20 protein-coding genes are annotated in these 23,983 nt (G+C 61.9%); 14 read left to right on the top strand and 6 right to left on the bottom strand.

Annotation, left to right across the window (positions count from 1 at the left end; all coding sequences use genetic code 11):
• Positions 1–213: carbon starvation CstA family protein (locus FGE05_RS27415; protein WP_272972540.1), on the bottom strand; the 213-nt coding region annotated here is incomplete at its 3' end.
• Between the two features lie 374 nt (positions 214–587).
• On the opposite strand from FGE05_RS27415, the gene FGE05_RS27420 reads away from it, so the two are divergent.
• The 3 genes from FGE05_RS27420 (at position 588) to FGE05_RS27430 (ending at position 3,560) form a co-directional block, all read left to right on the top strand.
• Positions 588–1,949, top strand: a complete 1,362-nt coding sequence (locus tag FGE05_RS27420; RefSeq protein WP_139649884.1) for a cache domain-containing protein — start codon at positions 588–590, stop codon at positions 1,947–1,949.
• Positions 1,950–1,980: 31 nt separating this feature from the next.
• Positions 1,981–2,613 carry a response regulator transcription factor gene (locus FGE05_RS27425; RefSeq protein WP_139649886.1) on the top strand — a complete coding sequence of 211 codons (633 nt, stop codon included), beginning with the start codon at positions 1,981–1,983 and terminating at the stop codon, positions 2,611–2,613.
• A gap of 155 nt (positions 2,614–2,768) precedes the next feature.
• Positions 2,769–3,560: a transporter substrate-binding domain-containing protein gene (locus FGE05_RS27430; RefSeq protein ID WP_139649888.1), complete on the top strand. Its 792-nt coding sequence runs from the start codon at positions 2,769–2,771 to the stop codon at positions 3,558–3,560.
• Positions 3,561–3,734: 174 nt separating this feature from the next.
• On the opposite strand, the gene FGE05_RS27435 is transcribed toward FGE05_RS27430, so the two are convergent.
• Genes FGE05_RS27435 through FGE05_RS27445 form a run of 3 tightly spaced genes read right to left on the bottom strand, consistent with a single transcriptional unit; the run spans position 3,735 to position 6,636 of the window.
• Positions 3,735–4,754, bottom strand: coding sequence for a TRAP transporter substrate-binding protein (locus FGE05_RS27435; protein WP_139649890.1), 1,020 nt, complete (start codon positions 4,752–4,754; stop codon positions 3,735–3,737).
• Positions 4,755–4,810: 56 nt separating this feature from the next.
• Positions 4,811–6,091, bottom strand: coding sequence for a TRAP transporter large permease subunit (locus FGE05_RS27440; RefSeq protein WP_139649892.1), 1,281 nt, complete (start codon positions 6,089–6,091; stop codon positions 4,811–4,813).
• Positions 6,088–6,636, bottom strand: coding sequence for a TRAP transporter small permease (locus FGE05_RS27445; RefSeq protein WP_139649895.1), 549 nt, complete (start codon positions 6,634–6,636; stop codon positions 6,088–6,090). The genes FGE05_RS27440 and FGE05_RS27445 overlap by 4 nt, the downstream gene beginning before the upstream one ends.
• Positions 6,637–7,124: 488 nt before the next feature.
• Here FGE05_RS27445 and FGE05_RS27450 point away from each other — a divergent pair, with 488 nt between their 5' ends.
• Positions 7,125–7,418, top strand: coding sequence for a phage infection protein (locus FGE05_RS27450; RefSeq protein WP_139649897.1), 294 nt, complete (start codon positions 7,125–7,127; stop codon positions 7,416–7,418).
• A 283-nt stretch (positions 7,419–7,701) separates the two neighbouring features.
• Here the strand turns inward: FGE05_RS27450 and FGE05_RS27455 are convergent, their stop codons facing one another.
• On the bottom strand, positions 7,702–8,142 hold the full coding sequence (locus tag FGE05_RS27455; protein ID WP_139649899.1) for a carboxymuconolactone decarboxylase family protein: 441 nt from the start codon (positions 8,140–8,142) through the stop codon (positions 7,702–7,704).
• A 202-nt stretch (positions 8,143–8,344) separates the two neighbouring features.
• On the opposite strand from FGE05_RS27455, the gene FGE05_RS27460 reads away from it, so the two are divergent.
• The 3 genes from FGE05_RS27460 (at position 8,345) to FGE05_RS27470 (ending at position 10,906) form a co-directional block, all read left to right on the top strand.
• Positions 8,345–9,778: a PLP-dependent aminotransferase family protein gene (locus FGE05_RS27460; RefSeq protein ID WP_139649901.1), complete on the top strand. Its 1,434-nt coding sequence runs from the start codon at positions 8,345–8,347 to the stop codon at positions 9,776–9,778.
• A 120-nt stretch (positions 9,779–9,898) separates the two neighbouring features.
• The gene (locus FGE05_RS27465) at positions 9,899–10,192 is read left to right on the top strand and encodes an antibiotic biosynthesis monooxygenase family protein (RefSeq protein ID WP_139649903.1); all 294 of its coding nucleotides are present in this window, start codon (positions 9,899–9,901) and stop codon (positions 10,190–10,192) included.
• Between the two features lie 309 nt (positions 10,193–10,501).
• Complete coding sequence (locus tag FGE05_RS27470) at positions 10,502–10,906, top strand: cupin domain-containing protein (RefSeq protein WP_139649905.1); 405 nt, start codon at positions 10,502–10,504, stop codon at positions 10,904–10,906.
• A 190-nt stretch (positions 10,907–11,096) separates the two neighbouring features.
• On the opposite strand, the gene FGE05_RS27475 is transcribed toward FGE05_RS27470, so the two are convergent.
• Positions 11,097–15,965: an NAD-glutamate dehydrogenase gene (locus FGE05_RS27475; RefSeq protein WP_139649907.1), complete on the bottom strand. Its 4,869-nt coding sequence runs from the start codon at positions 15,963–15,965 to the stop codon at positions 11,097–11,099.
• 419 nt (positions 15,966–16,384) lie between these two features.
• Here FGE05_RS27475 and FGE05_RS27480 point away from each other — a divergent pair, with 419 nt between their 5' ends.
• From FGE05_RS27480 to FGE05_RS27510, 7 genes are all read left to right on the top strand, one after another.
• A complete protein-coding gene (locus tag FGE05_RS27480; protein ID WP_139649910.1) occupies positions 16,385–16,738 on the top strand; it encodes a hypothetical protein in 354 nt (117 codons plus the stop codon).
• A 393-nt stretch (positions 16,739–17,131) separates the two neighbouring features.
• Positions 17,132–18,157: a LacI family DNA-binding transcriptional regulator gene (locus tag FGE05_RS27485; protein ID WP_139649912.1), complete on the top strand. Its 1,026-nt coding sequence runs from the start codon at positions 17,132–17,134 to the stop codon at positions 18,155–18,157.
• Between the two features lie 237 nt (positions 18,158–18,394).
• Complete coding sequence (locus FGE05_RS27490) at positions 18,395–19,177, top strand: sugar phosphate isomerase/epimerase (RefSeq protein ID WP_139649914.1); 783 nt, start codon at positions 18,395–18,397, stop codon at positions 19,175–19,177.
• Positions 19,170–20,150, top strand: a complete 981-nt coding sequence (locus FGE05_RS27495; RefSeq protein ID WP_139649916.1) for a sugar kinase — start codon at positions 19,170–19,172, stop codon at positions 20,148–20,150. Before FGE05_RS27490 ends, FGE05_RS27495 begins: the two co-directional genes overlap by 8 nt.
• 93 nt (positions 20,151–20,243) lie before the next feature.
• On the top strand, positions 20,244–21,542 hold the full coding sequence (locus FGE05_RS27500) for an MFS transporter (RefSeq protein WP_139649917.1): 1,299 nt from the start codon (positions 20,244–20,246) through the stop codon (positions 21,540–21,542).
• A 15-nt stretch (positions 21,543–21,557) separates the two neighbouring features.
• On the top strand, positions 21,558–22,535 hold the full coding sequence (locus tag FGE05_RS27505) for a D-glycerate dehydrogenase (RefSeq protein WP_139649918.1): 978 nt from the start codon (positions 21,558–21,560) through the stop codon (positions 22,533–22,535).
• A gap of 485 nt (positions 22,536–23,020) precedes the next feature.
• Positions 23,021–23,980 (top strand): MoxR family ATPase, encoded by a 960-nt coding sequence (locus tag FGE05_RS27510; RefSeq protein ID WP_024779683.1) that lies wholly within the window; start codon positions 23,021–23,023, stop codon positions 23,978–23,980.
• Positions 23,981–23,983: the final 3 nt, after the last annotated feature.

Genomic DNA, 23,983 nt, shown 5'->3' on the forward strand with positions numbered 1-23,983 from the left:
AGGGGTGGCCCGGCGCGCATCGAGTTGCATCACGTTGTTGGCGATGAAGAGGCTGTAGTAGCGGTAGGCGACCAGGTAGATGGCCACGGCTGCGACGACGATCCAGAGGGCGTTGATGGGTTCGCCGCGGCGCAAGGCCACGACACTCAACGCACAGGCTCCCAGAACAGCCACGGCAAACCAGGCAAGGTGTTTAACCAGACGGGTTGTCATTGCGTGTCTCCTGCCGAGGTCCAGTGGACTGCGGCGATTGTTTTTATAGTATGCCCCGGCTATTCGGAGCGGGCCCAATATCCCTGTACATCGTCAATAAATAAATCCGTAGTACTACGTAGATGCCCCCTGCCCCTGCGGGAGCAAGGCTTGCCCTAATGCCAGTTAAGGATCAAACGGTGCAAACCTGTGGGAGCAAAGCTTGCTCGCGATAGCGACAGACCAGTCAACATCATTGCTGACTGACCGCAATCGCGAGCAAGCTTTGCTCCCACAGGTTTTGCTCCCACAGGTTTTATCTCCAATCCGGTACGATGTTTGGCATATGATGCCGACCATCCACCTCCCCCCGTCAGGCCCTGACAGGAGTACAGATGCTGCTCAAACACAAAATCGTCGCCCTCGGGATCCTGCCCCTGGTCCTGGCGATTGCTGTCATCTGCGCGCTGGTGATCTCGCTCAACCGCCAGTTGGGCGACCAACAGGCACAACTGATCGAAGACAGCATCCTGGCCAGCAAGCGCGCCGAGCTGAAGAACTACGTCGAGATGGCGCAGAGCCTGATCGCTCCGCTGTACAACGGTGGCCTTGGCGACGAACACGCACAGCAGCAGGTGCTCGAAGAACTGCGCAAGCTCAGCTTCGGCATCAACGGCTATTTCTTCGTGTATGACCGCCAGGGCCGCAGCCTGATGCACGCGCGCCAGTCGGAGCTGGTGGGCAAATACCTCTGGGACATGAAGGATCCTCACGGCCTGCCTGTCATCCAGGCATTGATCAAAAGCGCCGAGACCGGCGAAGGTTTCCAGCGCTACGCCTGGAACAAACCGTCCTCCGGCCAGGTGACCGAAAAATTGGCCTACGTGGTGATGCTGGATCGGTGGGGCTGGATGCTTGGCACCGGGATCTACCTGGAAGATGTCGAGCGCGCCACCCAGCAGGCACGGGATGAAGTCGCCCAAGGCATCCACACCACCATGCTGGCCATTGCCGCCATCGCACTGGTGGCGGTCCTGCTGGTCTTCGCTGGCGGCATGACCCTCAACGTGAGCGAACATCGCCTGGCCGACAAAAAACTGCAGCGGTTGAACCAGCGCATTGTCAGCCTGCAGGAGGAGGAACGCTCGCGGGTATCCCGCGAGCTCCACGACGGCATCAGCCAACTGCTGGTGTCGATCAAATTCCAGTTCGAGCTGGCCAGTCATGTGCTCGAAAACGGCCAGGAAAACGGCCTGGGCATCCTCAAGAACGCAACGGATCGACTGGGAGAAGCCATCGGTGAAATCCGCAACATCTCCCACGACTTGCGCTCTTCCCTGCTCGACACCCTGGGCCTGCCCGCCGCCATCGGCCAGCTCGCGGCCGAATTCGAACAGCGCAGCGGCCTGGAGGTATCCTACCGAAGCAATGAGTTCGATTGCCGGCTGGAGAATGGCGCCCCGGTCTCGCTATTCCGCATTGCCCAGGAAGCCCTGACCAATATCGAACGCCACGCTGGGGCGAAACGTGTCGCTATCACCTTGTTTGGCTCCGCTCAATCCTTGCGCCTGACGGTGGTGGATGACGGAATGGGCTTCAATGTCCCGCAAGTCGAACGTGGCCATGCCGGCATCGGCCTGCGTAACATCCGTGAACGGGTCGAGCATTTCGGCGGACGACTGGAACTGACGTCGACGCCGGGTCGAAGTGAATTGGACGTCCTGTTGCCCATGGCCCTGTCGGCCACCGAAAGCTGATGCGCGCCCTTTATACCGAGAGCACCTGCCGATGAACCTGCCCCCTGCGATCCGCGTCGCGCTGGTTGACGATCACTCCCTGGTCCGCGATGGCATCCGGGCCTTGCTGTCCGTCATGCCCCAACTGGATGTGGTGGGCGAAGCCGAGAACGGCGCGCAGGCGATCGAGATGGTCGGGCGCTGCCAGCCAGACCTGCTGCTGATGGACATCGGCCTCAAGGACATGAACGGGCTCGAATTGACCCGGCTGCTGGGCAAACAGTACCCCAACCTCAAGATCCTGGTTTTGAGCATGTACGATAACCATGAGTACGTGAGCGAGTCGGTGCGTTCCGGCGCCAGCGGCTACGTCCTCAAGAATGCGCCTTCACGGGAAATCATCGCCGCCATCGAGGCCATCATCAGCGGCGGCACCTTCTACAGCGCAGAGATCGCCCAGCGGCTCGCCACCGCTCCCAACACCGATGACGAGCTGACACCCCGCGAGCGCCAGGTGCTACTCAAAATGGTCCAGGGTCTGAACAACAAGGAGATGGCCCGCGAGCTGGACATCAGCGTGCGCACCGTCGAAACCCACCGCCTGAGCATCCGCCGCAAGCTCAACATCGACAAACCCGCGGCCCTGGCGAAGTACGCGATCGACCATGGGATCATTGCCCACTAGACAGCGAAGCGCACCGCTGCACCGACGAAAGCCCCCAGCGACTGCCCGACGCGGCCGCGCGATGAGTCGCCAGCGCCCCGCCCCCGTGACAGCCCGCGAAGACTTTTACTACACTGCCCCGTCTTGTCCCCTTCCCTTGCGAGACGTGTGCCCCGATGAAAAATATAACAAGCACAATGACATTCTGCGGCCTGCTGGCACTGTCCTGCGGCGCCCAGGCCGAGCCGGCGCCTTCGCATCTGGACCTGGTCCTGCAACGGGGTGAATTGACGGTGTGCACCACCGGCGACTACAAGCCCTACACCTACAAGACTGAAACCGGAGAATACGAAGGCATCGACACCGACATGGCGCGCTCCCTGGCAGCAAGCCTGGGCGTCAAAGTGCAATGGGTACAGACCACCTGGAAAACCCTGATGCCGGATATGATCGCGGGCAAATGCGACATCGGCATGGGCGGGATCTCGGTGACCCTCGAGCGCCAGAAGAAAGCCTACTTCAGCAACACGCTGGACGTGGATGGCAAGATCCCGCTGGTCCGTTGCGAAGACCAGTCGCGCTACCAGACCCTCGAACAGATCAACCAGCCTTCGGTGCGCCTGGTGGAACCGGCCGGCGGCACCAACGAAGCCTTCGTCCGTGCCTTCGTGCCCAAGGGCCAGCTCAGTCTTCATGACAATGTGACCATCTTCCAGGAACTGCTGGACAAGAAAGCCGACGTGATGATTACCGATGCCTCGGAAGCGCTCTACCAGCAGAAACTCAAGCCTGGCCTGTGCGCCGTCAACCCGAGCCGTTACCTGCAATATGGCGAGAAGGCCTACCTGCTGCCCCGGGACGACACCACTTGGAAGATGTATGTCGATCAGTGGTTGCACCTGAGCAAGGCGAACGGCAGCTACCAGAAAGTCATTGGGCAATGGCTGGCGGTTCCGGACGCTCAATGACCGCTTGATGTGCTGAACGTTGAGGGAGCGAGCAGGCTCGTGATGGAGGTGTCGGTTACAGCAAGATTGACTGTGCCGACGCCATCGCGAGCAGGCTCGCTCCCACAATAATCGAGGATGACCGAAGAACGTTGTCTACCCCGGGTTCACCGCTCGCGATGGCGGCGTGTCAACTCACTGCGCAGCCCGTACCTTGGCGATCTCGTCGTACATCATTTTCACCAGGTTGGCATCCAGGGACTTGGCGAACTTATCAATCACCGGCTGCACCCGCTCGCGAAAGCGATCCTTCTCGGCTGGGCTGACTTCGTTGACCGTCATCGCGCCGGCCAGCGTCGCTTTTGCCTTGTCCATGCTCGCTGCGGTGGCATCTCGCTGGAATTTCTGCGCCTCGGTAGCGGCCTCGCGAATCATCGCTTTCTCATCGTCGTTGAGGCGACTCCAGGTTTTCTGGCTGATGATCAACGACTGCGGGTTGAAGATATGGCCCGTTACCGAAAGATACTTCTGCACCTCGTAGAACTTGTTGCCTTCGATCACCGTGAAGGGGTTCTCCTGGCCGTCGATGGTGTGTTGCTCAAGGCCGGTGTAGACCTCGGGAAACGCCATCGGCACAGGGTTGGCCCCCAGTGCGGAGAAGGTTTCCAGATAGATCGGCGACTGAATGACGCGAATCTTCAAGCCCTGCATGTCTTCAAGCCGGGTCACCGGGTGCTTGCTATTGGTCAGGTTACGAAACCCGAGATCCCAATAGCCCAGGCCCACCAGCCCTTTGCTGTCCAACTGCGCCGCGAGCTTCTGGCCGACCGGGCCATCGATCACTGCATGGGCTTCTTCGGCGTTGTTGAACAGGAAAGGAAAGTCGAGCATGGCAAAATCGGGGGCCTGGGCCGCCAGAATGCCGGAGTTGAGCACGGTGATGTCCAGCGTGCCGCCCTGCAGGGCCGAGACCGTCTGCACGTCGCCGCCCAATGTCCCGCCAGGGAACAGACGGACCTTGATCTTGCCGCCACTTTTTTCGCTGAGCAGGTCAGCGAATTTCTGCGCACCCTGGCCCTGTGGATGCTCCTTGACGTTCTGGAACGCGAATCGCAGGGTGCGTTCGCGGATCTCCTCCGCGTGGCTCGCCATGCTGCCCAACAACAACCCCGTTGCACACGCCCCGGCCACCAGGGCTTTCATCAGTTTTTGCATTTCACTCTCCAATCATTATTGTTTTAAGGTCGAGCTACCAAAGGCTTACACCGGTGTCACCCGGTGAAGAATTTCAACGGCCCAAGGACCAATTGCGGGAACATCACCAACAGGAACAGCACCACAAGCTGCGCGAGCAGAAACGGCCATACGCCGCGGACAACTTCTTCGAAGTCCAGCTTTGCCACCCCGCAAACCACATTGAGCACCGTCCCCACGGGCGGCGTGATCAGGCCGATGGCCGTGTTGATCAGAAACAGCACGCCGAAGTACACCGGGTCGATACCCGCCTGGACGACAGCAGGCATCAATACCGGAGTGAGGATGAGGATGGTCGGGGTCATGTCCATCACCGTCCCCACCAGGATGATCAGCACCATCATCACCATCAGCAGCAGGGTCGGGTTGTCCATGAACGGTGACAGCAATTCCGCCAACTGGCCCGGGAGATCGGCGATGGTCACCAGCCAGGACGAAACCATGGCCGCCGCCACCAGTAACATCACCACCGAGGTGGTCTTGGCCGAGGACAGGATCACTTCATATAGCTGGCTGACTTTCATCTCCCGGTAGATCACCAGGGACACGAACAGCGAATAGACCGCCGCGACCACCGCGGCTTCAGTGGGGGTGAAGATGCCGAATTTGAGACCCAGGACGATGATCAGTGGCAGACCCATCGCCCAACTGCCGTCGAGCAATGTACGCAGCACTTCGGCACGGGAACGCTTCGGCGGCGTCTCGACATGCTCACTGCGCGAGATGTACCACCAGGCCAAGGCCAGCGAAGCCCCAAGCATCAGTCCAGGCACGATGCCGGCCAGGAACAGCTTGGATATCGACACCCCGGATGCCACGCCAAACACAATAAAACCGATACTCGGCGGGATGACCGGTGCAATGATGCCACCGGCCGCGATCAGGCCGGCCGACCGTCCCCGGTTATGCCCGGCCAACACCATCATTGGCACCAGCAACGCCGCCAGTGCCGCGGCATCGGCCACGGCGGAGCCGGAGAGCGACGCCAGCAGGCAGGACGCGATAATCGCCACGTAACCGAGACCGCCGCGCTTGTGTCCCACCAGCGCCATGGCGATGTTGACAATGCGTTTGGACAAGCCGCCGGCATTCATGACCTCGCCGGCCAGCATGAAGAACGGCACGGCCATCAGCGGGAAGCTGTCCGCGCCGTTGAGCAGGTTCTGGGCGATGATTTGCGCATCGAACAGATCCAGGTAAAACATCAGCGCCACGCTGACCACCAGCAACGCAAACGCAATGGGAATGCCCAGCGCCATGCTGCCTATCAAAGAGCCGAGAAAAATAACCAGCGTCATGGTCGATCACTCTTGATGGGGTTATGCGTCATCGCCTCGACGGCGTCATGGTCCTGGATCACGACCCACTCGTCGTCGCCGAGCTTGCCAGACAAAGCCAGGTAGAGCTCATAGAGCAGGATCAAGGCTGCGCTGGCGCCAAACACCAGGCCGGCAGCGTAAAACACCGCCATCGACAAGCCGGAGGCCGGTGCGACCACGTGCAGGTTGATCACCACCTGCTGCCAACTGCCCATGAAGATCAACCAGCAGATGTACAGCATCAGCAAATGCCCGATGACCAGACAGGCGCGCCTGACCAAAGGCGGCAAGCGCTTGACCAGGCTGTCCATCCCCAGGTGCGCACGATCCTTGAGCGCCACCAAGGCTCCGAGAAAAATCATCCAGACGAAGAACCAGCGTGAAAGCTCCTCGGACACACTGATTCCGGAATTGAAGGCATAACGCAGCACCACATTGCCGAACACCAGCACGGTCATCGCAACCATGCACAAGACAATCAGCAGCTTCAGCAGCTTGAAATACAGATCGACGACTTTGGTCATCTTGAAGACCTCTCAGGTTTGTCGAATACCGGCACATGGCGCGATGGAGCCGCAGCCGCATAGGCCTGCTACTGGGCCGGATCGGAGATCAAGAGAATGGCTTCGGGATTGAAGCGAAGGGGCGAAGGGATGGCGTCGGGTGCCCGCAGACAGTTACGCATGGGTATTCCTCTGTTTTTATTATGGGTCTTGTTCGTACCGACAAGACGTACTGCGCCTAAAATGTACCAACCGGTTAGTACGGTCAATAACCCAAGCGCATGCGCATAACAAAGGGTGCGATTATCGGCTAATCCGGAGCCTCCACTCCGCCACGTCCCAAGGGTTTGTATCAGTCTGTGTATGAACCGCCGATTGATACGTAACTGTCGACTTCCCCTTCTTCCGACACACGGCCCAGATACATCCGTGCGTTTAACTGTGATCACCGGACAGCAGCACCCCTTCGCTGCTGCGCAATTGATCCATTAACCGCAAGGAGAACCACCATGTTCAGTTTCCCAAAAGCTTTGTCCCTGGTAATCGCACTGGCACTGGTTAGCGGCTTCGGCCTGTCGAATGTCGCTTCGGCAACAGACAGCAGCGCCGCGGCGCATCAGTTGGCCGAAGGCGGCTCCGATCGCCTGATTCAGAACCGCGTGGCCGAAGGCGGCTCCGACCGTCTGCTTGAGAATCGCGTCGCTGAGGGCGGGGCTGATCGTTTGCTTGAGAATCGTGTCGCTGAGGGCGGGGCTGATCGTTTGCAGGAGCTGCGCGAGCGCAACGCCGCGGCAGTCGCCTAGATCGTCTCGAAACTCAGCGCTGCGACGCCCGCCGGGACCGTGTTATTCACTGCGGTCCCGATATCACCCTGTAGCGCTCACTCCTGTGTGGGCAAGCCTGTGGGAGCAAGGCTTGCCCGCGATAGCATCGCCCCGGTATTACTGTAGATCGAGGCGCCTGCATCGCGTGCAAGCCTCGCTCCCACAGTTGTTTTTGGGCAACTTCAGGTTCTGTGTCCACCACCGATTCCCTGTGGGCGAGCCTGCTCGCGAAAGCGGCCGACCAGCCCCCCCACTTCCTGACTCAATCAACAGGGCTCTGGCGAAAACTCACCGCCAGCCTATTCCAGCTGTTGATGGTGCTGATCGCCATTGTCAGGTCCACCAGCTCCTCCTCACTGAAGCAGGTACGGGCCTGGGCATAGACATCGTCGGGTACCTGGCTCTGGGCCAACAGCGTCACCGCTTCGGTCCAGGCCAGGGCGGCGCGCTCACGGTCAGTAAAAAAGCAACTGTCGCGCCATACAGCCACTGCGAACAGACGCCGTTCGGTTTCACCCAGACGTCGTGCATCCACCGAATGCATGTCGGTGCAGAAAGCACACCCGTTGAGTTGCGAAGCGCGGATCTTGATCAGGTGCAGAAGCGCCGCTTCGATACTCAGGCGGCTGGTCAGCGCTTCCAGGCCAATCATCGCTTTCATCGCCCCTGGGGACGCACTGTAGTAATCCAGACGCTGGTTCATGACGGGCTCCGTGGCAGTGATCCCTTCACGGTAGAACCTGAAGGCCATCGGCGACAGATCCAATTGGCCGAAAAAACCAGGGCCATCCAACGCCAGACCAATCTGCCGGATTTTCTCCACGCAACTTCTATCCAGACGCACAATGCAGGTAATCTTGCAGCTTTGACGCTGCCGCCAGGCGATTGTCCGGGAGCCCGCGGGTATGGAACTTCATGTCGTCATCAATGGCCGCAAGGACCTGACAAGTCAGTTGTACCAGCAGTTGCGCAGCGCCATCGAAAGCGGTCGCCTGACTGCCGGCACACAACTGCCCCCCAGCCGCCTGCTCGCCGAACAGTTGGGCGTTTCGCGCAAGACCGTTTCCGACACCTACGCCCAGCTGACCTACGAAAACTTTCTCACCGGCATCATCGGCAAAGGCACCTACGTCAATGCGCGGCCAGCCAAGATCGTGCGCAAGCAAAGCCATCGGGAGCTGGCCGGGGCCGACGTGGTCGAGGCCTGGCGCAACATGCCGGACCTGTTGCGCCATCCGACGCCGGAAAGCGCATTACGCTACGACTTCATCGGCGGTGCCACCGGCAAGGGGCAGTTTCCCCTGGACGATTGGCGTCGTTGCACTGCCCACGCCCTGCGCCAGATCGCCAATGCCAAGGGGCTCTACAGCCAACCCGGGGGCCTGCCGGCCCTGCGCAATGCCATCGCCCGGCACATCGCATTTTCCCGGGGGGTCAATTGCCAGGACGATGATGTGGTGGTGTGCAACGGCGCGCAACAAGCCCTGGACCTGATCTCACGGGTATTGACCCGGCCCGGCAGCCTGGTGGCGATGGAAGACCCGGGGTATCCACCGGCGCGACTGCTGTTCGGCTCCCACGGCGCCACGGTGGTCGGGGTCCCGGTGGATGAGCAAGGCATGCGGGTCGACCTGATTCCGGACGGTACGCGGCTGATCTACGTCACGCCTTCCCATCAGTTCCCCCTGGGCATGCCCCTGAGCCAAGCACGCCGCGAGGCCCTGCTGGCGCGGGCCTATGAGCTCGGCGCGATCATCATCGAAGACGATTACGACAGCGAGTTCCGTTATGAAGGCCGGCCTGCCGACTCGCTGCAGAGCATGGACGAACGAGGCATCGTGGCGTACGTCGGGACGTTCTCAAAGACCCTGTTGCCGGAGTTGCGGCTTGGCTACGCCATCCTGCCGCCAGCGATTCTCGAAGCGGTGATCCTGGCCAAGCGCCTCACCGACCAACACACGTCCACCCTGCCCCAATGGGCGCTGGCCAAGTTCATCGCCGAAGGTTGCCTGCTCAAGCACATTCGTCGCTGCCACACCTTGTATGCCGGACGTCGCGAGCGGATCCTGGCGCGCATGGCCGGTGACCTGTCGCCCTGGTTCGAAGCCGTGCCCACCACCGCCGGCTTCCACCTGGCGGTATTGTGCAAAGTACCGATCGATCTGCCGCTGGTGGTCGAGTTGGCGAAAAGAGTCGAGGTCGGTCTGTACCGCCTTGATGGTTTTTTCAACGAAGCACCACCGCGACAAGGGCTGTTCTTCGGTTTTGGTGCCATCGAAGTCCTGGACATCGACATTGCCCTGGATCGCTTGCGGGACATCCTGCAGCAGGTCGCCTGAACGATTGGACTGCCTGCTTATCCGCCCATTGGCTGTTTAAGCCTCGCCCATGCAGGCCTATCCTGCACGGGTACCGTTGATTGTGAACATCCCGTCCGACTTGATTCAGGAGCCTGAACGATGTCTCGCCAAGTGATCAATACCGTCCAGGTGCAAGCCACCCCCGGTCGCTCGGAAGAGCTGGGCCGACAGTTGCAGCAAATCGTCGAAACCCTGCGCACCCAGCCCGGTTGCGACGCCTACATGGTCGACCGGTGTCCGGTGGACGGCGACCGCTGGACCGTCAGCGCCCGCTGGCAATCGGAAGCAGCCATGCAAGCCCACTTCAACTGCCCCGAAGTGCAGGGCTTTATCGGCCTGATCGACAGTCGCCTGGCCCGGAGCGTGGACTTCAATAGTTTCCCGATTGTCTGAGCTGCCCGCACTCCTGGGCCGTGCCCCATGTGGCGAGGGGATTTAGCGAAACGTCGCACCGCCCCGCTCGAGTGCGCAGCACTCGCCAGATAGGCTCCGTCACGAATATCTTGGGGCCGCTGCGCAGCCCGGCGGGGATAAATCCCCTCGCCACAGGGTTACGGTCCAGTCAGTTGCAAATCCGTAGTAGGCCAATTGGTCTACCGGCCTTCCGAAAGATTGGACGTTTGCTTGCCCCGCCAGCGGGCATAGGGTGGATCCATCGCCGCAACAGCGCGGACCCACTCCAAACCCACGAAGGCCACTGCCATGAAAACCCTCTGCCTGATCGCCGCCCTCAGCCTGCTGCCTGTCGCCCAGGTCTACGCCCACGAAGCCGCACCTTCGGAAAAGGTCCAGGTGTTGCAGGAGAAAATGCTGAAGAACCTACCGGGCAAAAAAGCCATGATGCTGACCGTTGACTACGCCCCAGGCCAGTCATCCATCGCCCACAAACATGAAGGCACGGCCATGGCCTATGTGCTCGAAGGTGCCATTACCTCCCAGGTCAAAGGCGAGCCGGCGACCACCTACAAGGCCGGGGAGTTCTGGTACGAGGCGGCGGGTTCCGAGCACCTGGTCTCGAAAAACGCCAGCGCGACCGCGCCGGCGAAACTGCTGGTCTTCATGGTGATGGGTGAGAAGGAGGCGGTGTTGATTCCGCTGAAAAACTGACTAACACCACAATCCCCTTGTGGGAGCGAGCCTGCTCGCGATAGCGGTGGTACAACCAACATCATCCTCGACTGACCCGCCGCCATCGCGAGCAGGCTCGCTCCCACAAGGAAAATCGGTGCTGCGCATGAACCGCGCCCAATAAAAAGCCCCGCATCTCTCGATGCGGGGCTTTTCATTCAACGCCGAATCAGTTGGCCGTTACGACCGCCTGACCTGCCAACGCCAGGTCCAGCAGTTCGCGGTTGGCGACTGCGTACATGGCGTAATCGGTGGCGCTGGCGGCACGAATGTCCACCAGCATGGCACGCCAGCGCTCGACCATGTCCTGCTGCTGCTCCAGCCACAGCGCAAGACGGGTTTCCACGTCCTGGCTGCCGTCGCCCTGTTGCAGGACCGAGATGGTGATCGCCCGTTGCTGCCAGTCGACGTCATCGCGGAACGCTTCGCGGGCCAGGGCCTGCCAGTTGTTTTCCACCGGCAAGGCACTGATCTGCTGCAGGTACCAGGTGATGTCCAGGGCGCTGCCCACGGCGAAGTAGGCCTTGGCCACATCGGCGGCGTTCTGACCGGTGACGTCGGAGGCCTCGATGATCGGCAGCAAGGTGTACAGGTGCGTAGTGCCTGCAACCATGCGCGCCAGCAGCTCCGGCACACCGGCGGCCACGTAGGCCTGGTAGCGGGTCTGCCAACCTTCACGGGTCGGGCCTTCCAGCAGTTCGTCGAGCTTGAGGCCCAACGCCGCCAGGTGCGGACCGAAGTGAGCCACATCGCGAGCAGCGTTCTGCTCGTTACGGCGGCTGCGCAGGAACCAGCGGGTCGCACGACGGCCCAGGCGCATCAACTCATCCATCAGCTCCAGTTGCACGTCGGCCGACACCTGGTGGTCCAGGGCTTCGATCTGACGGAACCAGTGTGGGAGGTGGAAGATGTCCCGCACGATCACATATGCACCCGCCACGTTCGCCGGGCTCATGCCCGTGGACTCCTTGAGCCGTTGAACGAAGGTGATGCCCATGTGGTTGACCAGGTCGTTGGCGATCTGGGTGCTGACGATTTCACGCTTCAGGCGATGGCGACGCATGGCCTCGGAGAACTTGTTCACCAGCGTCGCCGGGAACGCGGTCTCCATGTCACGGGTCAGGTAGTCGTCGTCCGGTACCAGGGAGTTGAGCAGCGCTTCCTTGAGGTCGATCTTGCTGTAGGAGATCAGCACCGACAGCTCTGCACGGGTCAGGCCATGGCCCGCCGCGACACGTTCGGCCAGCTGTTCTTCGGTCGGCAGGAACTCGATTGCACGGTCCAGCTTGCCACGCACTTCCAGATCGTTCATCAGGCGCTTGTATTCGGCGATCCGCACGAATGCGCGACGGGCCGCCAGGGACAGGGCCTGGGTCTGCTTGTAGTTGTTGCCCAACACCAGGCCACCGACTTCGTCGGTCATGCTCGCCAGCAACTGATTACGTTGCTTGTCGGTCATGTCGCCGGCCTGCACCACTTCGTTGAGCAGGATCTTGATGTTCACTTCATGGTCGGAGCAGTCCACGCCGCCCGCGTTGTCGATGAAGTCGGTGTTGGTGGCGCCGCCATGCAGGCCGAACTCGACACGACCCAACTGGGTCATGCCCAGGTTGCCGCCCTCGCCCACCACCTTGCAGCGCAGTTCGTTACCGTTCACGCGCAGCGCATCGTTGGCCTTGTCGCCGACATCGGCGTGGCTTTCGGTGCTGGCCTTGACGTAGGTGCCGATACCGCCGTTCCACAACAGGTCTACCGGCGCCTTGAGCAAGGCGTTCAGCAGTTCGGTCGGGGTCAGCTTGTCGGCCTTGATGTCGAAGCGTGCCTGCATCTGCGGGGTGATGGCGATGCTCTTCGCGCTACGCGAGAAGATGCCGCCGCCTTCGGACATGATGCTGGTGTCGTAGTCGGTCCAGGCCGAACGCGGCAGGTCGAACAAGCGCTTGCGCTCGGCGAAGCTGCTGGCAGGTTCCGGGTTCGGGTCGATGAAGATGTGCAGGTGGTTGAACGCCGCGACCAGTTGCAGCTTGTCGGACATCAACAAACCGTTACCGAACACGTCGCCGGCCATGTCGCCCACGCCGACCACGGTGATGCTGTCTTCCTGGACGTTGATGCCGCGCTCGCGGAAGTGGCGCTGCACGCCGACCCACGCGCCCTTGGCGGTGATGCCCATTTTCTTGTGGTCATAGCCAGCCGAACCGCCGGAGGCGAAGGCGTCGCCCAGCCAGAAGCCGTAGTCGATGGCAATGCCGTTGGCGATGTCGGAGAAAGTCGCCGTGCCTTTGTCGGCAGCCACCACCAGGTACGGGTCATCGTCGTCATGCCGCACGACGTTGGCCGGCGGCACCAGGGCGCCATCCTTGAGGTTGTCGGTGATGTCCAACAGACCGGAGATGAAGATGCGGTAGCAGGCGATGCCCTCGGCCGCGATCTCGTCCCGGCTGCCGCCCAGTGGCAGGCGACGCGGCAGGAAACCACCCTTGGCGCCGACCGGCACGATCACCGAGTTCTTCACTTGCTGGGCTTTTACCAGGCCCAGGACTTCGGTGCGGTAGTCTTCTTCACGGTCGGACCAGCGCAAGCCGCCACGGGCAACGTTGCCGAAGCGCAGGTGCACGCCTTCAACCCGTGGCGAGTAGACGAAGATCTCGAACTTGGGCACCGGCTTCGGCAGTTCCGGGATCAGGTGCGGGTTGAACTTGAAGCTGAAGTAGGACTTGTTCTGGCCGTGGGCGTCGGTCTGGTAGAAGTTGGTCCGCAGGGTGGCCTTGATCAGATCCAGGTAGCGACGCAGGATGCGGTCTTCGTTGAGCACCTGGACGTCGTCCAGTGCCGTGAGGATCGCCTGCTCCAGACGCAGTTGCTTGTCTTCCAGGTCCTCGCCGGTGAGCTTGCGGGCCAGGTAGAAGCGGGTCTTGAACAACCGGGTCAGCTCGCGAGCGATGTCGGTATGGTTGTTCAGGGTGCTGGCGATATAGCCCAGGTCGAAGCCCAGGCGGATCTGCTTGAGATAGCGGGCGTAGGCACGCAACAGTGCCACGTCGCGCCACGGCAGGCCGGCGGTCAGCACCAGGCGGTTGAACGCATCGTTCTCGGCGTCACCGCTCACGATGTGGACGAAGGCGTCCTGCAAGGTGTCGTTGAGCTGCTGAATGTCGAGGTTCACCCCTTCGGCGGCGGTGAAGGCGAAGTCGTGGATCCAGAACTCGCGGCCATTGGTATGGCGCAGGCGATACGGGAACTCACCCAGCACGCGCAGGCCGAGGTTTTCCAGGATCGGCAGCACATCGGACAGCGCCAGCGGCGTGTCAGCGTGATACAGCTTGCAGTGCAGCTCACGCTGGCCGGACACCTGGCCCAGCGGCTGGTAGAAGCTCATGACCAGCGGATTTTTTTCGTTCAGGCTCAGCAGGTGCTGCATGTCGACCACCGCCGAATGCGCAGCAAAGCGCTCGCGGTAGCCGGCCGGGAAGCCTTTCGGGTAGTCGGCGAGCACGTTGGTGCCCTGGGCCTCGCCGAAGCTCTCGATGACCAGGCTGGCGTAGTCGTCCTGCCAGCTGCGGCAGGCCTGCACCACTTCTTTTTCCAGCAGCAGCGGGTCGATGTCGATGCGGTTCTTCGGGTCCACTCGCAGGATCAACTGCACGCGGGCCAGTACCGACTCGGAGAAGAACGTCCAGAATTCGCAGTCCGAGGCCTTCAGGCGATCCATCAGCACTTGCTGGATCTTCTGGCGCACTTCGGTGGAATAGATATCGCGCGGCACGTAGGCCAGGCAGTAGCAGAAACGGCCGTACGGATCTTTGCGCAGGAACACGCGGATCTTGTTGCGTTCCTGGATCTGCACGATGGACATCACGGTGCTGAACAGCTCATCCACCGGGGTCTGGAACAGATCGTCGCGGGGCAGCACTTCGACCACCTGGGCCAGTTCCTTGCCCAGGTGCGCCTTGGCCTGGAAGCCCGAACGACGTTCGATTTCGGCGACCTTGCGGCGAATGTACGGAATAACGCGCACGCTCTCGCCATACACCGAGGAGGTGTACAGGCCCATGAAGCGGCATTCCTTGATGACCTTGCCGTCAGCGTCGATTTCACGGATCGACACATAATCCGGGTAAGCCGGACGGTGTACACGGCTCGGATGCGCGGCCTTGGCGAACGACAGCGGCGTCGGTTCGCGCAGGTAGTTGACGGCGTAGTCCTCGATGCGCAGGTCATCGGCGGTCAGGCCGGCGCGCAGCAGCTTGGTCAGGCCGAGGAACGACTCGGGGTCGTACTCGATATGGCCGCCATCGGCATCGTCACGGACCACGAACTCTTCATAGCCCAGGAAGGTGAAGTGGTTGCCCACCAGCCACTCCAGGAAGGTCTTGATCTCGCTTTTTTCGTCGGCATCGATGGTGTAGGCGCTGTTGTCCAGGCTGGTGAGGATCTCCTGGACTTTGTCCTTCATCGGCTCGAAGTCGGCCACGGCCACGCGCACTTCGCCCAGCACCTGCTCGAGTTCCTTGCTCAGGACGTTGAGTTCGGCGGCGTTGGCGCAGCGGTCGATTTCCAGGTACATCAGCGACTCTTGCAGGACGCCCTCGCCCTGGGTGCCCTTCGGCAGGATTTCCAGCAACTCGCCCTTGCTGCCACGACGCACGCTCAGCACGGTGGTTTGCAGGGTATGGATGCTGTAGCCGCGGCGGTTCAGCTCGGTGCGTACCGAGTCCACCAGGAACGGCAGGTCGTGGTGCAACACTTCTACGGCCGTATGGGTCGACTGCCAGCCGTGGCGTTCGTAATCGGGGTTGTAGACGCGAACCTGCGATTGCGCGTGGTCGAAGCGCTCAAGCAGGCGCCAGGCGGACAAGGTGCAGCCGGCGAGGTCGGACAACCGGCGCTGGGTAAGTTCATCGAGGGAAATGATGCCGAAGAATTGTTCAGCAAACAGCGCCACTTGTGGCAGTGCCTGTTCACTGATGTGCTGCGCCAGTACCGCTTGCAGTTGATGCTGGAAGTCGGCTTTGCTGGCTGCGGTGAAGAACGCCATCTGTGGTACTCCGCTTGGGCTTGTTATTGATGGAAGCGTCATGCAGCCCCTTTCGGGCTGCCGGCCATCCTGTTCCTGATTCTCGGGCAGAGGAAACAGGACGACAGGTGGGTGAAGCTGGACAAGACCCGCAGGTCACATTCCATTTCCATGTCACGGGCATCTACAGGAAATGCCCGTGCAAGTGCGCATCCGTTGCGCAGCTTAACGAGTGCGATAAGGCCCCTGCTTGCAGCGCTGCGACATATTCGGACATCGACTAGCGTATGCATCGAACAACCCTAGCAGCCTGGGGAACAATCGGCACCCCGCGATGTGAAATCGTGCACAGATGACGGCTGTGGTCGCAGTAAATCCCCCAGGCTGGCAAACTCCGCTTCTTCGCACCCGCAAGGCTCATCGAGCCAGGAGCCGTCCCGATGCAAATGACCACCGCCCTTCTGATCGCCAACCCGTGCGATGACGAAGAAGACAACATGGCCATGCTTTGCTGCCACAGCGCCCAGGGCGAAATGTTCCTGATGACCCGCTACCCCGACGAAGACGAACTGGAAATCGCCCTCGATGGCGAGCCGTCGACCCTGGACGGCGTGAAAGTCACCCTCAGCCCGACATTGCTGAAAATCGAAATCGCTGCGGCCGATGCCGATGCGCTCAATGGCGACGATGTGCTGGAAATCAGCCATGACACCGATGAAGCCGACTTGGCGGAGGTGGAACTGACGTTGCAGAACATCCTCAGGGGTGTAGGGACCTACGTCAGACAGAATTGATTTCAGCGTCAGCGCGGCCGCTATCGCGAGCAGGCTCGCTCCCACAAGGGACCTGTGGCGGCCACTATTCCGATGCCACCTCACAACCCTGTGGAAGCGGGCTTGCCCGCGAAGACGGCGTGTCAGCCAACCTCATCGCCACTGATCCACCGCTATCGCGAGCAAGCCCGCTCTCACCAGGGACCTGTGGCGGCCGCTATTCCCGAGAACACCTCGTCCCCACTGTGGGAGCGAGCCTGCTCGCGATAGCGGCGGTCCAGCCACCTGCCCCCTGATCGACATCCACCGTCGGTCGCCCCTCCCGCACAACGCCCTTGACGACTCACCGGGTTCTGAGGTTTCCTGAAACCGGTTTCAGAGCCGCTAATAAATCCAACAGGCAGGTTTCCAACCGTGAATTCTTTCTCCGCCGCCCAGCGCAGCCGCGTGACCATGCTCGATGTCGCCGAACGCGCCGGGGTTTCCAAGGCCAGCGTCTCGCGGTTCATCGGCGAGGACCGCGCCCTGCTCTCCGAGGCCATCGCCCGGCGCATCGAGCAGGCGATCAGCGAGCTGGGCTATCGCCCCAACCAGATGGCCCGAGGCCTCAAGCGCGGCCGTACCCGCCTGATCGGCATGCTGGTGGCCGATATCCGCAACCCCTATTCAATTGCCGTGATGCACGGTGTGGAGACCGCCTGCCGCCGCCACGGCTACAGCCTGGTGGTGTGCAACACCGACCGCGACGATGAACAGGAACGTCAGCATCTGGCCCTGTTGCGTGCCTACAACATCGAAGGGCTGATCGTGAACACCCTGGGTCATCACCGGGACGAACTGCTTGAACTGCGAAGCGAGATGCCCCTGGTGCTGGTGGATCGCAAGGTCGATCGGCTCGAAAGCGACTTGGTCGGCCTGGACAACCCCGCAGCGGTGAAGATGGCGCTCGATCATCTCGAACAGCGCGGCTACCGCGACCTGCTGCTGGTGACTGAACCGTTCGACGGCACCAGTTCACGGATCGAGCGGGTCGACAGCTTCAAGTCGGAGATCGAACGACGCCCGGCCCTGGCCGGCGCCGTGGTGGAAATCCGCGATCAACTGACGACCCGGATCAAGACCTTCCTCGCCCAGCCGGGCCCTGGCCCCAAGGCGCTGTTCTGCGCCAACGGCATTGCCGCCCTGGCCGCCACCCAAGTATTGCGCGAACTGGGCTGCCAGCTGTTCGACGACGTGGGCCTGATCGCCCTCGATGATCTGGACTGGTACCCGTTGGTGGGCAGCGGCATCACCGCCCTGGCCCAACCGACCGCGGAGATCGGCGCCCGAGCCTTCGAGTGCCTGCTCAAGCGCTTGCGCGGCGACAACGGGCCGGTGCAGACCCTGGATTTTGCGGCGCAGCTGATTGAGCGTGGGTCGACCCGGGGGTTGGATCAATGATGGCCTGCTCACGAAGGGCCCCCCAAGCCTTTAATGCCAGTCAGTTAAGCCCGTGGGAGCAAAGCTTGCTCGCGATAGCGGTAAGTCAGTCAGCAATAATGTTGACCGGCCTGCCACTATCGCCAGCAAGCTTTGCTCCCACAGATTCTGCACCGTTTGATCCTTAACTGACTGCATTGCCCCAAGCGCTCCCCTTTTTTTGAACAAAACTGAAACCGGTTTCAGAGGTGTAGAACAATGAATAAACCACCCGTTTCCATCAGCCTGTCCAGCTACGGCGCCGACTTGGTGCGGCAGCAAGGTCAAGGCCGTTTCACCCTGCTATTGGCTGCCGCCGGCGCCTCGCGGATCGAATGGCGCGAAGAACTGCTTACCCACGAGCAGCCCGCCGAGCTGGCGGCCAGCGCCCAGGCCCAAGGCCTGCAAAGTATTTTTTCATCGCCCCTCGAACTGTGGCTTGCCGACTGCGTCCAGCCCAATCCCGCCCTGTCGCTGGCCTTGCAGCGTGCCGAGGCGTTCGGTTCGAAATGGCTGAAAGTCTCGCTCGGGCATTTCACCGCGTCCCATGACCTGGCCGTCCTGGCGAACATGCTCGCCGTCAGCCCGGTGCAGTTGCTGGTAGAGAACGACCAGACGTTGCAGGGCGGCCGGATCGAACCCTTCCAACGGTTCTTCGCCGCCACTGAGCGACAAGAGTTGCCCATTGGCATGACCTTCGACATTGGCAACTGGCAGTGGCAGGACCAATCGGCGACCCAAGCGGCCCGGCAGCTCGGACGCCATGTGAGGTATGTGCATTGCAAGGCTGTGGCCCGTCGCGACGACGGCAAACTGATTGCGGTGCCGCCGGCGCAGGCTGATCTGCATCTGTGGGAACAGCTGTTCAAGCAGATGCCCGCCGGCGTGATGCGCGCCGCCGAGTACCCGCTCCAAGGCGATGACCTGCTGCAATTGACCACTGAACACGTCACCATTCTTGCAGGCCTCGGGCAGGCACACCGGGAGCCCGCCCATGTCTGAATTCGATATCTTGTCGTTCGGCGAAACCATGGCGATGCTGGTGGCCGACAGCTGCGGCGACCTGGCCAACGTCAACCATTTCAGCAAGCGTATCGCCGGGGCCGACAGCAATGTCGCCATCGGCCTGGCACGGCTGGGCTTCAACGTGGCGTGGCTGAGCCGGGTCGGCGCCGACTCCCTGGGACGCTTTGTCGTGCAGACGCTGGAGCAGGAAGGCCTGGATTGTCGTCACGTGGCGGTCGATCCAACGCACCCTACCGGGTTCCAGTTCAAATCCCGTAACGACGATGGCAGCGACCCGCAGGTGGAATATTTCCGCCGCGGCTCGGCGGCCAGCCACTTGTCGATCGACGCCATCGCTCCGGCGCTGCTGGGCGCCCGACACCTGCATGCCACCGGGATTGTGCCAGCGCTGTCGGTGACGGCCCGCGAGATGTCCTTTGAGTTGATGACCCGCATGCGCGAGGCCGGCCGCAGCCTGTCCTTCGACCCCAACCTGCGACCCAGCCTGTGGTCCAGCGAGTCGTTGATGATCCGCGAAGTCAATCGCCTCGCCGCCCTCGCCCACTGGGTCTTGCCCGGGCTCGGGGAAGGCCGGTTGCTGACCGGTTTCGACGACCCGGCCGACATCGCCGCCTTCTACCTGGACCAAGGCGCCAACGCCGTGGTGATCAAGCTCGGCGCACAAGGCGCCTATTACCGCACGCCGCAGGCCCAGGGCTTCGTGGCTGGCGTGCCAGTGGCCCGGGTGGTGGACACGGTAGGCGCCGGGGACGGGTTCGCCGTCGGCCTGATCAGCGCGCTGCTGGAACACCGCGATATCACCGAGGCCGTACAGCGCGCCAACTGGATTGGCAGTCGCGCGGTGCAGAACCGAGGAGACATGGAGGGGTTGCCGACCCGAACCGAGTTATCGGCCGAATTTGAGGGCGCCATTCGCGAGCAGGCTCGCTCCCACATGGGTTGCCGTTAAATCCGTGGGAGCGAGCCTGCTCGCGATAAAGGCCTGAAGTACACCGCAAATACACCTGCTGCAACAAAAACAACAAGCTCAGGAGTCAACGACATGCAAACGCTCAACCTCGCCACCCGCCGCTGGTGGTACATCATGCCCATCGTGTTCATCACCTACAGCCTGGCCTACCTGGACCGAGCCAATTATGGATTCGCCGCAGCCTCCGGCATGGCCAAGGACTTGATGATCACCCCGGGGCTGTCGTCACTGCTCGGCGCACTGTTTTTCCTCGGCTACTTTTTCTTCCAGGTGCCGGGAGCGATCTACGCGCAGAAGCACAGCGTGAAGAAACTGATCTTCGTCAGCCTGATCCTCTGGGGCTCGCTGGCGACGTTGACCGGCGTGGTGTCCAACGCCTACTGGCTGATCGTGATCCGTTTCATGCTCGGCGTGGTCGAAGCCGCCGTGATGCCGGCCATGCTGGTGTACCTGTGCCACTGGTTCACCCGGGCCGAACGCTCGCGCGCCAATACCTTCCTGATCCTCGGCAACCCGGTGACCATGTTGTGGATGTCGGTGGTGTCGGGTTACCTGGTGCAGCAATTCGACTGGCGCTGGATGTTCATCATCGAAGGACTGCCGGCGGTTCTCTGGGCCTTCATCTGGTGGCGCCTGGCGGACGATCGTCCGTCCGAGGCCAAGTGGCTCAGCGCTCAGGAAAAGCAGGACCTGGAAAGCGTGCTGGCAGCCGAACAAGTCGGCATCAAGGCAGTGAAGAACTACGCCGAGGCCTTCCGCTCGCCCAAAGTCATCATCCTGGCGTTGCAGTTCTTCTGCTGGAGCATCGGGGTCTACGGGTTCGTGCTGTGGTTGCCGTCCATCCTCAAGGCCGGCCTGCAAATGAGCATGGTCGAGGCCGGGTGGCTGTCGTCGTTGCCGTACCTGGCGGCCGTCGTCGCCATGCTCGGCGTGTCCTGGGCCTCGGACAAGGCACAGAAGCGCAAGCGCTTCGTCTGGCCGCCGCTGCTGGTGGCTTCCATCGCGTTCTACGCCTCGTACCTGCTGGGGCCTGAACATTTCTGGTGGTCCTACAGCCTGCTGGTGATCGCCGGCGCCTGCATGTACGCGCCTTACGGGCCATTTTTTGCCATCGTTCCGGAAATCCTGCCGGCCAACGTCGCCGGCGGCGCCATGGCGCTGATCAACAGCATGGGCGCGCTGGGCTCCTTCGGTGGTTCGTACCTGGTGGGCTACCTCAATGGCTCCACCGGCTCCCCGGGCATGTCCTTCCTGCTGATGAGTGGCGCGCTGCTGCTGTCAGTGGTGCTGACCCTTGCCCTCAAACCCGGCGCCAGCGACCGCGCCACCCCTCATTCCGCGACGCCGCACCCGGCGCCCGCCCATTCCTGAATCGAGACCCCGCTCATGAAAAAGCACGTGGTGTTGTACAAGGCGCTGTCGGCGTCACTGATGGCCCGTTTGCAAGCCCAGGCCGACGTCACCCTCATCGACCGCCTGGATGCCCAGGGCCTGGCGCACCTGCGCGACGCCCTGCCCGGCGCCCATGGCCTCTTGGGCGCGAGCCTCAAGCTGGACGCTTCGCTACTGGACCTGGCGCCGAACCTGCAAGCCATCGCCAGCGTCTCGGTGGGGGTCGACAACTATGACATCGACTACCTGACCGAACGCCGGATCCTGCTGAGCAATACCCCGGACGTGCTGACCGAGACCACGGCCGACACCGGGTTCGCGCTGATCCTGGCGACGGCCCGCCGAGTGGTGGAACTGGCCAACCTGGTTCGCGCAGGCGGCTGGCAACAAAGCATCGGCCCCCGGCATTTCGGCACCGATGTCCACGGCAAGACCCTGGGCATCATCGGCATGGGCCGTATCGGTGAGGCCTTGGCACAGCGCGGCCACTTCGGCTTCGGTATGCCGGTGCTCTACCACAGCCACTCGCCCAAACCTGCCGTCGAGCAGCGATTCAATGCCCGCTACTGTTCGTTGGAAACGCTGTTGCGCCAAGCCGACTTCGTTTGCCTGACCCTGCCGTTGACGGCCGAGACCCAAGGCTTGATCGATGCACGAGCATTTGCGCAGATGCGCCCCGAGACCCTGTTCATCAACATCTCCCGGGGCAAGGTGGTGGACGAAGCGGCGCTGATCGACGCCCTGCGCAACGGCCAGATCCGTGGCGCGGGACTGGACGTGTTCGAACGCGAACCCTTGGACCCGGACTCGCCGCTGCTGCACATGGACAACGTGGTGGCCACCCCGCATATGGGTTCGGCTACCCACGAGACCCGAGAAGCAATGGCGCGCTGCGCGGTGGACAACCTGCTGGCGGCATTGGCGGGAGAGCGGCCGATGAACCTGGTGAACCGGGAAGCCTGGAAAGGTTGAGTCGTTTGTCACCGGCATCACGATCATCGCCAGCAGACTTGCGCCGACAGGGTTTGAGAACCACCAAAAAACGGGCCCCCTCCCTAATACCAGTCAGCTAAGGATCAAACGGCGCAAAACCTGTGGGAGCAAAGCTTGCTCGCGATAATGACAGATCAGTCAACATTGCTGCTGACCGACTTACCGCAATCGCGAGCAAGCTTTGCTCCCACAGGGCTGTGGCTTAACTGACTGGCATTAGCCCCGTCCGCCCCTTCGCAGGCGCGAGCCAGCCCACCAAGACGCAAGACCCGCAGGCAAAGACGCGGGATGAACGGCCGTCATCTCAAGCACGCTCGCTGCCGCGATGACTACGAGCCGATCACAATTGTGAACACCCGATCAAAATCCCGTTAGTCGCCACCCCCCGCCATGCATTAAAGTAACGCCCCCAGCCCCGGCGTTATCCGAACGCCCTGGGCCACCCTTTCCAGGAACCGTCACCGATGGAACATCGTGAAGCGCTGCTTGCGCTGCGAACCTTTCTTTCAACGCAGATCCTCGGCCAGGAAAAACTCATCGAGCGCCTGCTCATCGCCTTGCTCGCCGACGGCCACATGTTGGTAGAGGGCGCGCCGGGCCTGGCCAAGACCAAGGCCATCAAGGAGTTGGCCGAAGGCGTCGAGGCGCAATTCCACCGCATCCAGTTCACCCCCGACCTGCTGCCCGCCGACATCACCGGCACGGAAATCTACCGTCCGGAAACCGGCAGCTTCGTGTTCCAGCAGGGCCCGATCTTCCACAACCTGGTGCTGGCGGACGAAATCAACCGTGCCCCGGCCAAGGTCCAGTCGGCCTTGCTCGAAGCGATGGCCGAACGGCAGGTCAGTGTCGGGCGCAGCACCTATGAGCTGTCACCGCTGTTCCTGGTCATGGCCACGCAGAACCCGATCGAGCAGGAAGGCACCTATCCGCTGCCCGAAGCCCAGCTCGACCGGTTCCTGATGCACGTCAAGATCGGTTTCCCGGATGCCGCCGTGGAACGCCGCATCCTGCAACAGGCCCGGGGCGAAGCGTTGCACGGCGAAACCACGCCGGAGCGTCGGGTGAGCCAACAGGCGATCTTCTCTGCCCGCAAGGAAATCCTCGGCCTCTATATGGCCGACGCCGTGGAGGAATACCTGGTACAGCTGGTCATGGCGACCCGCACCCCGGCCAAGTTCGACCCGGAGTTGGCCGAGTGGATCGCCTACGGCGCCAGTCCACGGGGCTCGATTGCCCTGGACCGCTGCGCCCGCGCCCACGCCTGGCTGGCCGGACGGGACTTCGTCAGCCCGGAGGACATCCAGGCCGTGCTGTTCGACGTGCTGCGCCATCGCATCATCCTGTCGTTCGAAGCGGAAGCCGCGGGCATTGATCAGGACCGGGTCGTGCAGCGGATTCTCGACGTCGTCGCTGTCGCTTGAGCA

Origin of the sequence: Pseudomonas sp. ICMP22404 (assembly GCF_006227205.1) — a bacterium.
Classification (GTDB): domain Bacteria; phylum Pseudomonadota; class Gammaproteobacteria; order Pseudomonadales; family Pseudomonadaceae; genus Aquipseudomonas.

Bases quoted from the DNA above. Each gene is read 5' to 3' on its own strand.
- FGE05_RS27420 (WP_139649884.1), top strand. From the start codon at position 588: ATGCTGCTCAAACACAAAATCGTCGCCCTCGGGATCCTGCCCCTGGTC.
- FGE05_RS27425 (WP_139649886.1), top strand. From the start codon at position 1,981: ATGAACCTGCCCCCTGCGATCCGCGTCGCGCTGGTTGACGATCACTCC.
- FGE05_RS27430 (WP_139649888.1), top strand. From the start codon at position 2,769: ATGAAAAATATAACAAGCACAATGACATTCTGCGGCCTGCTGGCACTG.
- FGE05_RS27435 (WP_139649890.1), bottom strand. From the start codon at position 4,754: ATGCAAAAACTGATGAAAGCCCTGGTGGCCGGGGCGTGTGCAACGGGG.
- FGE05_RS27440 (WP_139649892.1), bottom strand. From the start codon at position 6,091: ATGACGCTGGTTATTTTTCTCGGCTCTTTGATAGGCAGCATGGCGCTG.
- FGE05_RS27445 (WP_139649895.1), bottom strand. From the start codon at position 6,636: ATGACCAAAGTCGTCGATCTGTATTTCAAGCTGCTGAAGCTGCTGATT.
- FGE05_RS27450 (WP_139649897.1), top strand. From the start codon at position 7,125: ATGTTCAGTTTCCCAAAAGCTTTGTCCCTGGTAATCGCACTGGCACTG.
- FGE05_RS27455 (WP_139649899.1), bottom strand. From the start codon at position 8,142: ATGAACCAGCGTCTGGATTACTACAGTGCGTCCCCAGGGGCGATGAAA.
- FGE05_RS27460 (WP_139649901.1), top strand. From the start codon at position 8,345: ATGGAACTTCATGTCGTCATCAATGGCCGCAAGGACCTGACAAGTCAG.
- FGE05_RS27465 (WP_139649903.1), top strand. From the start codon at position 9,899: ATGTCTCGCCAAGTGATCAATACCGTCCAGGTGCAAGCCACCCCCGGT.
- FGE05_RS27470 (WP_139649905.1), top strand. From the start codon at position 10,502: ATGAAAACCCTCTGCCTGATCGCCGCCCTCAGCCTGCTGCCTGTCGCC.
- FGE05_RS27475 (WP_139649907.1), bottom strand. From the start codon at position 15,965: ATGGCGTTCTTCACCGCAGCCAGCAAAGCCGACTTCCAGCATCAACTG.
- FGE05_RS27480 (WP_139649910.1), top strand. From the start codon at position 16,385: ATGCAAATGACCACCGCCCTTCTGATCGCCAACCCGTGCGATGACGAA.
- FGE05_RS27490 (WP_139649914.1), top strand. From the start codon at position 18,395: ATGAATAAACCACCCGTTTCCATCAGCCTGTCCAGCTACGGCGCCGAC.
- FGE05_RS27495 (WP_139649916.1), top strand. From the start codon at position 19,170: ATGTCTGAATTCGATATCTTGTCGTTCGGCGAAACCATGGCGATGCTG.
- FGE05_RS27500 (WP_139649917.1), top strand. From the start codon at position 20,244: ATGCAAACGCTCAACCTCGCCACCCGCCGCTGGTGGTACATCATGCCC.
- FGE05_RS27505 (WP_139649918.1), top strand. From the start codon at position 21,558: ATGAAAAAGCACGTGGTGTTGTACAAGGCGCTGTCGGCGTCACTGATG.
- FGE05_RS27510 (WP_024779683.1), top strand. From the start codon at position 23,021: ATGGAACATCGTGAAGCGCTGCTTGCGCTGCGAACCTTTCTTTCAACG.